Raw genomic sequence first — 13,870 nt, forward strand, 5'->3', positions numbered from 1 at the left:
TTATTAAAAATTATCACTGTGTTTGTAAGCTTCAATTACTGCTTTTTCCCCTTCCTTTCCCTTCTTGGAATTCCCATGCTCCATACCTACAATCCCTTCAAAGCCTTTAGAATGGATAAACTTAAAAACATTTTTATAATTAATCTCACCGGTTGTAGGCTCTTTCCTTCCAGGATTATCACCTACCTGAAAGTAGGCTATCTCATCCCAGGTAGCTTCAATATTTGGAATTAAATTCCCCTCCTGGATTTGTTGATGGTAAACATCAAAAAGGATCTTACAGCTTGGGCTATCAACAGCTTTACAAATTTGGTACGCCTGAGGTGATTCGCTTAAAAATAAACCGGGATGATCCCTGAAATTGAGAGGCTCTAAAACCATTGTTAAGTTATGAGGCTCTAGAATATCGGTAGCCCTTTTAAGTGACTCGATCACATGGGCCGTTTGATATTGCATATTTTGCCGTTGGTCTATATACCCGGGCACTACCGTCATCCATTTTGCATTTACACGTTTAGCCACCTCTACAGATTCCCTAACCTCTTTTAAGAATTCTTCTCTCAAATTCTTATCGCCACTAGCGAGATTTGGCTTTGTCCAGTAAATAGTATGCGCTACAAATACGCCCATTTGAATATTTCTCTTAGCCATGGTAGCTGCCATTTCTTTCTGAAGTGCTTTATCCCTTCCTTTCATACCATTATCTTCAAAGGCTGTAAAGCCCTCATCGGCCATAAAGTTTAACTGGTCTATAGGATTATCACCGGCATGTTCCCTAAACATACCCAGGTGTGGCGCATAGTTAAGATTAAATTTCTTTTGGTTCGAAAAGTTATTTTCAGAAATATTGGCGGCATAAGCACCAACCGATCCAAGGCCTGCAAGAGCTGATGCTGCTATGTTTTGCTTCACAAAAGTTCTTCTATTCATCTGCCAGTGTATTTTCTTCATTATTCACCTCATCAAAAACGTGTGTGGCATAATTTAAATCCATTTGGTCATAAAGCTTTTTAAACTCGACTAAGCGTGCTTTAAACTCATCCCAGTTTCGCTCTTCAGGATAGGTCCATACTACTTCAGACAAAGCAGTCATCCTGGGCAAAACCATATATTCTACGTAATCTGAATCTTTCATATACTCGGTCCAAACATTGGCCTGAGCTCCTAAAATATACTTTTCTTCCCCCGCTGATAATTCTTCGGGAACAGGATCAAAAGAATAAACATGAGACACTGTAGAATTACCTCCAATAGCCAAAGGTTCAGTTTCGGGGTCGGATTGATAGTGGTCAAAATACAAATGGGTATTTGGAGTCATTACCACATTATGCTTTTGTTTGGCTGCTTCAATACCCCCCTGGTTGCCTCTCCAGGACATTACAGTGGCATTAGGTGCCAGGCCACCTTCAAGAATTTCATCCCAGCCAATTATTTGACGACCATTTTCATTTAAGAATTTTTCAATTCTTCTAATAAAATAACTTTGCAGTTCATGTTCATCTTTAAGACCTTCTCGCTTTATCACTTCCTGTGCCTGGGCACTTTGTTCCCATTCTGTTTTTGGCGCTTCATCTCCACCAATATGAATATATTCGCTTGGAAACAATTCCATAACTTCGGTTAAAACATTTTCAAGGAATTCAAAAGTTTCTTCTTTTGGAGCTAAAATCTCTTTAAAAACACCCCATTTTGTCGCCACTTCATAAGGCCCGGTACCATTCCCTAATTCTGGATAAGCGGCCAAGACTGCACGAGAATGCCCAGGTAATTCTATTTCAGGAATCACAGTCACGTGTCTTTTGGCTGCATAGGCCACAATATCTTTAACCTCCTCTTGCGTGTAATACCCGCCATATTCTTCACCATCACCTTTATAAGGATCAAAGTTCTTCTCGATCATCGTTTCTTTTCGAATAGAGCCTATTTCGGTAAGTTTTGGATATTGTTTTATTTCAATTCTCCACCCCTGATCTTCGGTTAAATGCCAATGAAAAGTATTCATTTTATGCATCGCTATAAGATCTATATACTTTTTAATAAATTCTACGGGAAACATATGTCGAGCTACATCCAGATGCATACCCCTATAGTCAAATGCCGGTGCATCTGAAATAGTTACGGCAGGAATAGCTATTTCTGCAGATTCAGCATCAATTTCAGATTGTAATGGTAATAGTTGCTTAAGTGTTTGTACTCCATAAAAAACGCCTTTAGCAGAAGCACCTTCAACTACAACCTTTTCGTGTGTAACTATTAAATTATATGCCTCATCCCTATCAAAATCAGTTGAAATTTTAAGACTGATGCTTCGTTCTACCTCCTTTTCATTCAATTTTATTTCAGGAGCAATACCGGTCACTTCTTCAATATAGTCTGAAAGAAATTGACCTTCCTGACTTAAATCCTGGCTTACCTGAATTTTAGTATGTTCATCAACAATAAAAACCCCTTTTGAAGTTTCCATTTTTTGCGGAAGCGGAATTATAGCATAATCCTGCTTTTTATTTTCAACTTTAGCAAATTCCTCGTAAGATTTCGATGTATCGCAGGATATAATGCTCATGGTTAAAAATAAGGAGGTAATAATTTTTCTCATAATTAACTTTCTAAATAAAAATTTCGCATAAATATAATTATCAAAAAGAAAACTAAAAATTTATACTTCATAATTTTTTAAGTTTTCTTTTTGATTCAGGAATGAAGTTTTGTGATTACCTAAATTATTTTGAAGTTGGAGCGTTACTTTCAATTTGTTGGAAGGCTTTCCAGCATTGATACATAGCCCTGGGTACATGGAAGCAACCTTTCCATTTTCCACCTTTTAAAGTAAGGTGTGGTTCCCCCTGCCGATTTAAATAACCAAACCATTCACCATTTTCCTTATCCGAAAATCTAGTCCAGGCGTAGTCATGAACCTTTTTATACCAATCCCAATTTTTTTGGTCACCGGTTAAACTGTAAGCCTTTGCAAGTGCCACCAGTGCTTCCAGGTGCACCCACCATAGTTTTTGATCCCATTCCAGCTGTTGAGGAGGATATCCTTTCACATCAAGAAAATAGAAGATTCCGCCATATTCTTTGTCCCAACCAAACTCCAGGGTATTTAAAACTACCTGTATGGCTTTGTCCAATAATTTCCTATCATTTTTTCTTTCCGCAATATCCATCATAAACCACATAGCCTCAATACCGTGCCCCGGATTTATAAGGCGACCTTCAAAACTATCTGAAAATGAACCATTAGGATTTAAGTTTTCGTAGATAAGTCCGTCTTCCTGAAGAAAAATATCCATCACTTCCGTAACGCTATCATCAATTCGCCTGTTCACCTCTTCTTCAGGCAAAACAGATTCCAGTTCTAAAACAAGGTTCGATAAAATCATAGGCAGGGAAAAATTTCGCAAGGCTCTGTTTCCGGTAGATTTTTCGTATTTACCCTTTGGATTGTTACGGCGTTCCAGAATATTATAGTACGTTTTTCTTGCCAATTCTTCAATTTGCTTATCCCCGGTGGCTTTTGCATATTGCCCAAATGCCATGGTGGCAAAGCAGTCAGAAAAGATGTTGTAGGGCGAAATAAGCGGCTCACCTTCACGGGTTAAGGAAAAATAGAAATTTCCATTTTCATCCATTCCGTGTTTACATAAAAAATCGATACCATTTTTGGCAATTTCGAGCCATTGCTCATTTTGAGCAAGATTGTTGTACAAATAAGAATACATCCAGGCTTGTCTTCCCTGAAGCCAAACAAACTTATCTGTATCATAAACTTTACCTTCCCTGGTTAGACAGGAAAAATAACCTCCAAAATCTTTATCAATTGAATTTTTACTCCAAAAAGGAATAACATTTTCTAAAAGTGCAGTCTTATATAAATTTGATCTCATAACATATGTATAACATAATACGAATATAAAAATTAGTTATATCTTTATTATTTTATTATCTTATTTTTTATAAAATATTTTTATTTCTTAGTCTTTTCGGGATATTTGCAAACTATGAAGAATTTAAAACCAATTGATACGCTTTCCCTTGTTGATAAAGTGGAAATACGGCTATTAGAATTTTTTAAAAATAATAACTTAAAACCTGGAGACCCTATCCCGAAAGAGCTGGAATTTTCGGAATCTCTGGGTGTTAGTCGAACGGTGATAAGAGAAGCCCTATTAAGGTTAAGAACTCTGGGACTGGTAGAATCTAAAAAACACCGGGGTATGGTACTTACAGAGCCCGATATTATAAATAATTTTTCCCGTGTCTTGGACCCCAGCCTTCTTGGCACAGGTATTTTAAAAAACCTTTTTGAGCTACGACTGATTTTGGAGATGGGAATGGCAGATTTTCTATTTGAAAGAAAAACCCAAAAAGACCTGGATGAACTGGAAGAGATTGTTGTAAGAGAAGAGGAAGAAGAACAAGAATTGGACAAAAGTTATTTTAGCCTGGATAAAGAAATAGCCTTCCACGGAAAACTTTACCAAATTTCTGATAATAAAACCTTACAAGGTTTTCAGCAATTGTTATTGCCGGTTTTTGAATATGTTCACCTTAAAAACACACCCCAGGATTTTAAACATAGATATTCATCGGGACGTTTTGTAACCCATAGAATGTTAATGGACAATATAAAGATTGGAACCCCCGAAACCTTTAGAAATGCCATGCGCCACCATTTAGAGCCTCACTTTGATTCAATTTTTAAGGGAGAAAGTGATAAAAACACTATTTCAGACGTTTAATTTTAATTTCCCGGAACAATACGCCCTGGCCTTCAGCCTGCAAACCAATATAGCCTTCGGTTAACATTTTACCGTCTTGTTTTATTTCAGGATTATAACCATTAGTAGTACCACCTCCTATTTGTGTTTTTGTGTAGGTTAAGACTATTTCGCCATTCACTTTATGGGTAACCAGGCTATCTTGCACAATCAATTCGGCCTGCACCCATTCGTTCCAGGGATACGTATTTGAAGAAGAATTTATACAATGGCGGGGATCCATTTTGCCTTTATAGAAAACTTCTGTTCCGGGAGAACACATATTTCCGGTTGGCCGCGGATTGCCGTCTTCGGCATCGGCAAGCATTTGGTATTCCACCGATATAGGCCAATCCTGATCTTTTAAAATTGTTTTGGGATTCTGGGAATGAAACATTACCCCACTATTTCTATACGTATAACCGGGAGCATCTTCCAGCCATTCTTCGGTAAAGCGATATTCAAATTTTAAATGATAATTAGAGAAGGGTTCTTTATAAAAAAGATGACCATAGCGCTCATCAAATTTTTCGTAATCTTTATAACTAACCTGAATAGCACCATCTTTTACCTGAAAAGTATTGGCATAATTGTCTCCCAACTCATGTTTATGAATTTTAACGATCCAATTATCTAGGTTTTTACCATTAAATAAATATTCCCAGGAATCATTTTTTACGGCTTTCGTGTTGTTTAATTTACACCCAACTAAAGCGAAAACGCCTATTAAATAACAAAAAGTCTTTATTTTATTCAATTTCATCTAATTTTAAAAATGGGAAATTTAAGTATTAAAATGGTTTTTAGAACAATAGAATTGACAAAAAGTTCAGCCCTCCATATATTTAATATTGATAGTTAATTAAACATAAAATTTAACTGAGTATTCGCAAACAATATTATTACTAAAAAAACTATTCTATCGCTAATACATTCTAATGGGCCCTAATATAAGAGACCTCACAGATTTCAGTATCTGTGAGGTCTAACTTATAGCGGTTTCATTCATCGAATGGGTAAAACCGATATATAAAGTTCTTATTTATCGGTTAACCAATCTAAAGAAAAGCTTGTAAAGAGATTTCTTGTATAATTATCGGCTTCAAAAAACACACCAATTTCCCCGTTTTCCAGCACGGTTAAATCTGAGTAAGCTGCAGCCCCCTCATAGATAGTTTTTGCTTCGCTCCAGGTTTCCCCTTCATCATAACTAATGCGAACACTTAAGTTCTCCCTGGAATCGGCACTATTAGAGTTTGAAAAAAGCAGTCTGTTTTTTTCATCAGCCCCTTCATGACTGTACCTAATAATACTGGCATTATTTCCCGGATCGGTTAATTTAGTTTCGGCGCGGGTTTCCCAGGTTTCACCTTTATCTTCAGAGATATGCACATAACGGTGACCTTCTCCGGTATTAACCCGGGCATTAATCATATACCTACCGTCTGCGAGTTCTATTACTTTAGATTCATCGGCAGGCTTTATAGGTGTATCTATTAAAAACCAGGTTTTACCATGGTCATCACTCCCAAATAAATGCAAGCCGTTATCAAGGTTTACCAGGGTATGCAACAACCTTCCAGAACTGGTTTGTGTTCCCCTACCCGATGTAATAAACTTAAAATCTTTATGCCATTCTTCTTTGGCAATCTGGTTGGTAATATCTCTGGGTTCACTCCAGGTTTCACCGTTGTCTTTACTGCTAACTACGTGTAAATAATAAACATTATGCTCATTTTCCAAATCCATAAAATTATAGAACATGAACATTTCGCCAGTTTCTTCATCTACAATCATAGAAGGGTCTGATGCCGATTCTCCTTCGGGGAAATTCACAACGGTTTCAATATCACTCCATGTTTTACCATTATCGGTACTTCTGCGCTGAACAATATTTATGTTTTTACTACCTCTTAAATCGGCACAGGAAGGCACGCGTTCGTCTATGGCAGCTATAAGGTCTCCATTAGGCGCGGTTATTAAAGATGGAATACGGTAACAAGCAATATCTTCTTTATTTGTGGCATTAAATAAGTCTGTAAAGACCAATTCCTTTTCTTTAGCCTCTTTTACTTCCTCTACTTCTTTTTCTTTTTCATTATTATTACTCTTGCAACTCTGTAAAAAGCCACTTAATACTAATAGTACTACTAATTTTTTCATTTTTAATCAATTTAATTTAATCTATACTAGCGGTTTAATGCTCAGAAGCCCGCCTCTGGTTATTAATTTAAAATATATAATAAAACACTTATAGGCACGGCTACGAGATAATTTACTAATTTAATTATAAAAGGCCGCCAAAGCGGCCTTTTACTGCTAACAAACAAATAATAAACATGGGGTTAATTATTATTCATAGCCTTCAGTCTGTTCCAGTAGTGGATTTCTACCTATCATATCTAAGGTAATTGGCAATTTCAACTTATATTCGTCGCCCTCGTCCAGAAACTCAACATTATCTATCACGTATTGATCACCGGCTCTTCTCAAATCCCACCATCTTTTTCCTTCAGCTATAAATTCAACATAACGTTCATTCAGAATAGCTTCGGTATTCTCTGCTTTAGATCCATTTGAATAAGCGTGAATTGCTGGATCGTAATCATCTCCATAGGCTCTTTCCCTAATTAGATTTATTTCTGAAGATGGATCCTCACCTAAATAATTTTTAGCTTCTGCCATTAGTAAAACCACATCGGCATACCTATACACAGGGATATCGCTATCAAAAATTCTAACACTTCCATCTACACGTCCTAAAAACTTATTTAAGACTGAACCAAAATATTTATTGGCATTATAGTCAGGATAACCTGCCCCGTTATTAGAATCGCTGTACAGTCTTATAAAAGTTTGATCTTTTCTGGCATCCAGATTGTCATCAGACAATAAAAGTGTTTTTTCACTGGGGCCATAACGGTTAGAACCGGCTATAATAAAGCCTTCCATAGAATTTCCATCTTCATCAAACTGTGGCCAAATTTCGGTACTTCTTCCGGTAAAGGCGTTATAGAAATTCCCGGCCTCATCTTCGGCGTATTGAATAGCAAAAATAAACTCACTATTGTTTTCGTTATCTGCTCCCCATAGGTCGGTATAACTTTCAACCAAACCAACATTAGCTATTTGCCCCACCTGTTCCAGGGCATTTTTAGCTTCGGTAAAATCAGTGTTACCACCACCAAGCAAATTACCAGACCAGATATATGCATCTCCTTTTAAAGTTAAGGTAGCAGCTTTAGACCAATAATTTTTGTTGCCATTCCAGAAGGATGCATCTTCGCCAAAAGCATCTAAAGATCGTTGTATATCGGCTTTTATAAACTGCATCACTTCTTCTTCTGAAGATCGTCCTTTACTCAATCCATCGGGCGATGTTGTACTCAATATTTCCTCACTAATTGGTACAGCCCCCCAGGTTTTTAATAAGGTATAATAGTAATATGCCCTTAAGCCATAAGCCTGGCCCAACATATGTTCTTTATCTTCTGGATTATTAAATTCTATATTAGGAACATTTTGAATAAAGTCATTCAACTTATGAATTCTAGAATAAAAACCACCCCAACCTCCAAAGGGAGCTGTAGAAACGGTAATATTAGACTCTATAAGGTCCTGATAAAAGGGAGATTCAAAGGTTTGACCTCCCCAAACATCACTCCTAATGGCTCCCAATACCCAAAAGGTATTTGCAGCACCTCTAAAAGTACCGTAGAGTCCTGAATGTGCTGCTCGAGCTCCATTTTCACTTTCCCAAAAGCCATTATAGGTAAGTTCACTTGGCGCATCAATCTCTAATTGACTATCACAAGAACTTAGCACAAATAAGGCTAAAACTATATATATAAATTTCATCTTGATATCTTTTTAAAGGGTTAAATTAAGTCCTAAAGTAAATGTTCTCGGTAGAGGGAATTCTCCCGCCTGATATCCACCTAATTCGGGGGTGTCTCCACTGTAACTTTTAAAATAATGAAGGTTGGTACCGGTTAGATATAAACTCAACTTTGTTATTTTATCGGTAAACTTCTCTGTAGGAAGATCGTAGCTAAGGGTTAACTCCCTTATTGCCAAATAATCTCCTTTTTCCCAAAACCGGCTATTTACCGTACCTTCATTTCCTCTAAAAATGTTATCCTGGGCATCAACAAAAACAAATCTTGGTACATCGGTATCGGTATTTTCAGGAGTCCAGGAATCAAGTACTAAAGCATCCTGATTTAAGTTACCCTGGGTTTGCGCCAAACCTTTTCCGCGAATATGATTATAAATTACATGGCCCGCAGCAAAATCTGTTTTCAGATACAAGCTAAAGTTCTTATAACTCATATTTGTTGAAAGTCCGCCGTAAAAATCAGGAGTAGTTCGTCCAATCACCTTTCTATCGTAACTGTTAATTACATCGTCACCGTTAACATCTACCCAAGCCACATCCCCGGGATACCGCTTAAAAGGATCTGGTAGAAAATCATCCTGAACATTGGCATCGGCATCTACTTCTGCCTGGTTGGCATAAATATAATCCTGTACGTAAGTTACCACCAAATCGTTACCAACACGTTGGCCTTCCTGTAAACCTCCAACCCATTCTAATTCTCCGGTATTAGGGTTGTAAATTTGAGTTCCGCCCTGGCGATTTAATTCGTTATCATTTTCAGGTAATTCTACTACAAAGTTTTTGATTTTAGATAAGGTACCATTTAAAGACCATTGAAAATCTTCTCCACGAACTAAATCTGCTCCTAATTGCAATTCAAAACCTTTATTTCTTAAGATACCATTATTGGTAGTTATTCCACTGAATCCTGTCCAATAAGGAAGTGTTAAGTTAGAAAGCTTATCCTCTACATCACGAATAAAATAATCGGCAATTAAGTTTATTCTATTATCAAATAACGAAACATCCAGACCAAAGTTTGTGGTAGTAGACCTCTCCCATCTCAAATCTAATGTTGGCAAAGAAGTATTGGCATAACCGGTTTGCCCATCGTAAACTCCCTGCGATCCATAAGAACCAAAAGAACTAAAATTACCTAAAACCTCAAGATTACCATTTACCCCATAACTAAGTCTGGGTTTAATTTTAGTAAAAACATTTTTAATATCAGAATCTTTAAAGAAATTTTCGTTATGTGCATTCCATCCTAAAGATACACCCGGGAAAAAACCGTATTTGTTATTTCCTAACCTGGAAGAACCATCATATCTAAAAGTTAGTCCCACTAAATATCTATCGTCGTAATCATAATTAAAACGTCCAAAACCTGACGCAATTACCTGAAGGGTTCTAAAACTTGAAGGAACTCCATTGGATTCAGCACCGGCATTAAGCGTAGGAATTAAATCTGTTGGGGAGTTTTTAGTACCTGCGCTAAATGTAAAATATTCATCGCGGTAATATTCAGCTCCCAAAAGCAAGTCGAAATAATGCTTATCAACAGATTTCGTATAATTTAAAGTACCGGTAAGTTGATTTCTAAGTGTTTTCTGCGCTCTGGCTGAAGCATTTCTTGTTTCAATCAAAGAACTTCCACTTAAATAAGCTTTATTAAATGATTCATCCAAATTATTTACTGTAAAATGGCTTCCTGTAAGAGAAAATGTAAGATTAGACATTAAATCCCAGTCTATCCCAACCGATGCCGTTAGTCTTTGTTCCACATTATCTCTGATAAATTTATCCTGATAATACAACGGGTTACCAAAGCCTGGATTCGTTCCTGGGTTTAAATCGTCAGAAAGACTTCCATCAGGATTATTATTATAAGTTCTGGATGTTGGTGCCTGGCCCGCAAATCTTCTAAAAACCGTGTTATTGCTTCCCAGCGGACTTAAATTCAGATTAGAGTGTGCATATAGAATATTTGAGTTCACTCTAAAACTATCTGAAATATTATACGAACCGGTAAATTTCCCGGAATATCTTTTAAACCCTGAACCTAATATTAACCCATCGTTATCTAAATACCCTAAACTGGCAAAATAAGATCCTTTTTCATTTCCGCCCTGAAAACCAATATAATGGTCGGTAGAGGTGCTGGGCTGATAAATTAAATCCCCAACATCATTTTGGCGAAACAAAATTTCTTTACTTGGATCTACCGGGTCTGTAACTGTACCCCAACCTGGATAATCCAATAAATACCTATTTTCGTTGGTTAAATATTGGGTGGTAAATGGCGAGTTGGTTGTATTACCGCCTGTTCCAAAAGCTAAAGCTCCATTTAAGAATCCGGCGTCAAAATTATTTCTTCCGGTAGCTTCATTATAATATAAAATAGCCTGTCGGTTATATTTTATAAAGTTGGCAGCATCTAGGTAATCTGGTGTTTCCCTTTTATAGTTAATACTATACTTTTGTTTATAAGTTATGGTAGACTTACCACCTTCACCAGTTTTGGTAGTCACCAACACCACTCCATTTGCAGCTCTTGCCCCATAAATAGCGGTTGCAGCTGCATCCTTTAACACCTCTATAGATTCGATATCATCGGAGTTTAAAGCATAAAAACTACCGGGAACACCATCAATTAATATCAAAGGAGAACCCGAACCGTCAAAGCTTGTCCCTCCTCTTAATACAATATTTGGAGTAGCACCGGGCTGTCCGGTATTATTGGTAACTCGTAGGCCGGGAATCGTACCTTGCAAAGCAGTTGCCGCATTAGAGCGAGTGGAAGTTTCAAGAATACGGGTATCCATTTTGGCGATAGAAGTGGTTAACTTCGCCCTGGATTGTTTCCCGTATCCTGTAACCACTACCTCATCTAAACCAGACAAATCTTCCTGCAAGACTACATCTAGATTTGAAGTATTTGCCGCTACATCGATTTCGGAAGTTTTAAAGCCAAGGTAGCTAAAAACCAAAGTTTCCCCGGCGCTGGCAGAAATGGTATACTTCCCGTCAAAATCTGTTTGTACTCCCCTGCTGGTATTCTTTACAATTACGTTAACACCAGGCAAGGGCATACCGGTTTCATCAGAAACAACCCCTGAAATTTCAATATCCTGGGCATTTAAGGCAAACCCAAAACAAACTAGCATAAGTGCAGCAAGAAGCCCCCTATTCGGAGCCTTTCCATGTTTCACTAAGAATATGCTTTGGAGCGCATATTCAAGAAAGTTTAATCTTTTTCTCATAAAATTAAGATTTAATTTGTTGTTTTTTAACATTGCTAATGTAAACAAATGCATTATGTTATACATAATAATTTTATAAAAAAATTTTGCCTATGACGAAAAATAAGCGGATACCCCTATGGTATCGAAGGTTTTAGAGACATTTTCCAATTCTTCTGTCGATAAAGTTGGGTGAGGGAAACGGGATGGTCCACAATTTACCCCTAATGCCGACATAAAACTTTTTCCACTTCCATTAAAACTACCATAGCTACTAAGGGTTTCTACAAACGTAACTACCAAATTTTGTAATTTTAATACCTTTTGGAAGTTGCCTTTGTCAGATTCAGCTTTAATTTCATGAAAAAGCGGGCTTAAATGATTGTAAGTGCTTCCAACCCAACCTTTTGACAATGAACTCAAGGAAGAGCAAAAAGCCTCATCTACACCAAAGAATATATCCAGGTCGGGATGATTTAGATTTGTTTTTTGGAATTCTACCAGGTTATTTTCTGTGAATTTTATCCCGGCAAAGTTTGGGATTTGCTTTTTAGCCATTTCTGCGAAAGCAGTCATAGAAAAGTTCACACCGGTTAAAACTGGTAAATGATAATAGTAAAAAGGTAGGTCGTTAGCTTTAACAGCAATTGCCTTACAATAATCCAGTAATTGCTGTAAACTGGCAGGCTTAAAATAAAAAGGAGCTATAGCTGCAATCGCATCAGCTTTACCTACTGAAGCTTTCGCCAAATCTTCTGCCTCTTTTAAACTATTGCTACCTACGTGATTAATTAAGTAAAGTCCGTTGTCTCGTTGCTCAGACCAGGCTTCAAGAAGTTCAATACGCTCATTTCCGGTAAGTGAAACAAAATCTCCAGTAGAACCATTTATAAAAACCCCAAATACTTTATTTCGTAACAAAAATTTGGAATAGTTGGCAACTACTTCCGGATTAAGACTAAAATCTTCTTTCATTGGCGCATAAGTCGCCGCAAACATGTTCTTCATTTGATATGTATTATGTATTACATATCAAATATATAAATTTTTAGTTTCTATTCACTCGTTCTGGCAATTAAAACTTCCACGTTATTCTTTTTAAGCATTAAAAGATCTGCTTCATCAATACCATCGTCTGTAATAAGTTTATCTACCTTTTCAAAATTCTGAATAAAAGCAAGTCCGGTTTTTTTAAATTTAGTAGAATCTGCCACCACAATTACTTCTTCGGCAATATCTATCATAATCTGGTTTAAGTAGGCCTCCTCCATATGGTGTGTAAAGAAACCAACATTACTTCTAATGCTATCAACTCCAAGAAATAATTTATTGCAAAAGAGCTGTTTTAAATTGCGTTCGGCCATAGGACCTACCAGCGACATAGAAAATTCTTTTAAATAGCCTCCTGGCATATAAACTTTAAGATTATCAAACTGTGCAAGGTTATTTACAATATCCAGCGCATTGGAAATGACAGTTATTTCATTGAATTTACCCAAATTACTTGCAATCTCAAAAGTAGTAGTACCCGAGTCCAGGATAATAGAGTCGTTCTCTTGTATAAGATCTACCGCCATTTTTCCAATTAAACGTTTTAGATCGCGGTTAATGCTTTTTTTCTCCGATACAGCCAGTGCTAGATTATTGGTCTTAAAAGCACCACCGTGAGCCCTCACCAACAGCTTATTTTTTTCGAGTTTATCTAAGTCATTTCGAATTGTAACCTCACTAACCTGAAACTTTTCACTTAAATCAGTAACGTTAACTTTATTAAATTCATCGAGGATTTCCAATATTTTTGATCGGCGGGCTGCGGCTTTTCTCATAAATTATTTTTAATATATTATTACTTTTAGCAAAAGAGTATAAACATTCAAAACTACTATTAGAAATAAAAAACAAGATAATTTTCCAATACAATTATTTTTCACTGAGAATGAAAATGCTCTATTGCCATAACATTTTTTAAGCTTCCAAAAAAGATCATT

The 13,870-nt window shown here is 36.7% G+C and carries 10 protein-coding genes; 1 reads left to right on the top strand and 9 read right to left on the bottom strand.

What is annotated here, in order from left to right; translation table 11 throughout:
* Positions 1–3: 3 nt before the first annotated feature.
* From I6U50_RS12270 to I6U50_RS12280, 3 genes are all read right to left on the bottom strand, one after another.
* A complete protein-coding gene (locus I6U50_RS12270) occupies positions 4–930 on the bottom strand; it encodes a hydroxypyruvate isomerase family protein (protein ID WP_198639039.1) in 927 nt (308 codons plus the stop codon).
* Positions 923–2,596, bottom strand: a complete 1,674-nt coding sequence (locus I6U50_RS12275; RefSeq protein WP_198639040.1) for a beta-N-acetylhexosaminidase — start codon at positions 2,594–2,596, stop codon at positions 923–925. The genes I6U50_RS12270 and I6U50_RS12275 overlap by 8 nt, the downstream gene beginning before the upstream one ends.
* A 124-nt stretch (positions 2,597–2,720) precedes the next feature.
* A complete protein-coding gene (locus I6U50_RS12280; RefSeq protein ID WP_198639041.1) occupies positions 2,721–3,887 on the bottom strand; it encodes an AGE family epimerase/isomerase in 1,167 nt (388 codons plus the stop codon).
* Between the two features lie 114 nt (positions 3,888–4,001).
* On the opposite strand from I6U50_RS12280, the gene I6U50_RS12285 reads away from it, so the two are divergent.
* Entirely contained in the window at positions 4,002–4,742 is a 741-nt protein-coding gene (locus tag I6U50_RS12285) for a FadR/GntR family transcriptional regulator (protein ID WP_193710686.1), read from the top strand.
* On the opposite strand, the gene I6U50_RS12290 is transcribed toward I6U50_RS12285, so the two are convergent.
* The 6 genes from I6U50_RS12290 to agaR all read right to left on the bottom strand — a co-directional run bounded on the left by I6U50_RS12290 (position 4,726) and on the right by agaR (position 13,708).
* The gene (locus I6U50_RS12290; RefSeq protein ID WP_198639042.1) at positions 4,726–5,523 is read right to left on the bottom strand and encodes a 3-keto-disaccharide hydrolase; all 798 of its coding nucleotides are present in this window, start codon (positions 5,521–5,523) and stop codon (positions 4,726–4,728) included. The two genes, I6U50_RS12285 and I6U50_RS12290, sit on opposite strands and share 17 nt — an antisense overlap.
* 275 nt (positions 5,524–5,798) lie before the next feature.
* Entirely contained in the window at positions 5,799–6,923 is a 1,125-nt protein-coding gene (locus I6U50_RS12295) for a sialidase family protein (protein WP_198639043.1), read from the bottom strand.
* Between the two features lie 189 nt (positions 6,924–7,112).
* Positions 7,113–8,618, bottom strand: coding sequence for a RagB/SusD family nutrient uptake outer membrane protein (locus tag I6U50_RS12300; RefSeq protein ID WP_198639044.1), 1,506 nt, complete (start codon positions 8,616–8,618; stop codon positions 7,113–7,115).
* Between the two features lie 12 nt (positions 8,619–8,630).
* Positions 8,631–11,903: a SusC/RagA family TonB-linked outer membrane protein gene (locus I6U50_RS12305; RefSeq protein ID WP_232805932.1), complete on the bottom strand. Its 3,273-nt coding sequence runs from the start codon at positions 11,901–11,903 to the stop codon at positions 8,631–8,633.
* 90 nt (positions 11,904–11,993) lie between these two features.
* The gene (locus I6U50_RS12310) at positions 11,994–12,890 is read right to left on the bottom strand and encodes a dihydrodipicolinate synthase family protein (RefSeq protein ID WP_198628380.1); all 897 of its coding nucleotides are present in this window, start codon (positions 12,888–12,890) and stop codon (positions 11,994–11,996) included.
* Between the two features lie 47 nt (positions 12,891–12,937).
* The gene (gene agaR / locus I6U50_RS12315) at positions 12,938–13,708 is read right to left on the bottom strand and encodes a transcriptional repressor AgaR (RefSeq protein ID WP_193710681.1); all 771 of its coding nucleotides are present in this window, start codon (positions 13,706–13,708) and stop codon (positions 12,938–12,940) included.
* Between the last annotated feature and the right edge of the window lie 162 nt (positions 13,709–13,870).

The sequence above is a fragment of the Salegentibacter maritimus genome (genome assembly GCF_016236975.1).
In the GTDB taxonomy this organism is placed as follows: domain Bacteria; phylum Bacteroidota; class Bacteroidia; order Flavobacteriales; family Flavobacteriaceae; genus Salegentibacter; species Salegentibacter maritimus.

Excerpts from the sequence above, each read along its gene's own strand:
- I6U50_RS12270 (WP_198639039.1), bottom strand. The coding sequence starts at position 930 with ATGAATAGAAGAACTTTTGTGAAGCAAAACATAGCAGCATCAGCTCTT.
- I6U50_RS12275 (WP_198639040.1), bottom strand. The coding sequence starts at position 2,596 with ATGAGAAAAATTATTACCTCCTTATTTTTAACCATGAGCATTATATCC.
- I6U50_RS12280 (WP_198639041.1), bottom strand. The coding sequence starts at position 3,887 with ATGAGATCAAATTTATATAAGACTGCACTTTTAGAAAATGTTATTCCT.
- I6U50_RS12285 (WP_193710686.1), top strand. The coding sequence starts at position 4,002 with ATGAAGAATTTAAAACCAATTGATACGCTTTCCCTTGTTGATAAAGTG.
- I6U50_RS12290 (WP_198639042.1), bottom strand. The coding sequence starts at position 5,523 with ATGAAATTGAATAAAATAAAGACTTTTTGTTATTTAATAGGCGTTTTC.
- I6U50_RS12295 (WP_198639043.1), bottom strand. The coding sequence starts at position 6,923 with ATGAAAAAATTAGTAGTACTATTAGTATTAAGTGGCTTTTTACAGAGT.
- I6U50_RS12300 (WP_198639044.1), bottom strand. The coding sequence starts at position 8,618 with ATGAAATTTATATATATAGTTTTAGCCTTATTTGTGCTAAGTTCTTGT.
- I6U50_RS12305 (WP_232805932.1), bottom strand. The coding sequence starts at position 11,903 with ATGAGAAAAAGATTAAACTTTCTTGAATATGCGCTCCAAAGCATATTC.
- I6U50_RS12310 (WP_198628380.1), bottom strand. The coding sequence starts at position 12,890 with ATGAAGAACATGTTTGCGGCGACTTATGCGCCAATGAAAGAAGATTTT.
- agaR (WP_193710681.1), bottom strand. The coding sequence starts at position 13,708 with ATGAGAAAAGCCGCAGCCCGCCGATCAAAAATATTGGAAATCCTCGAT.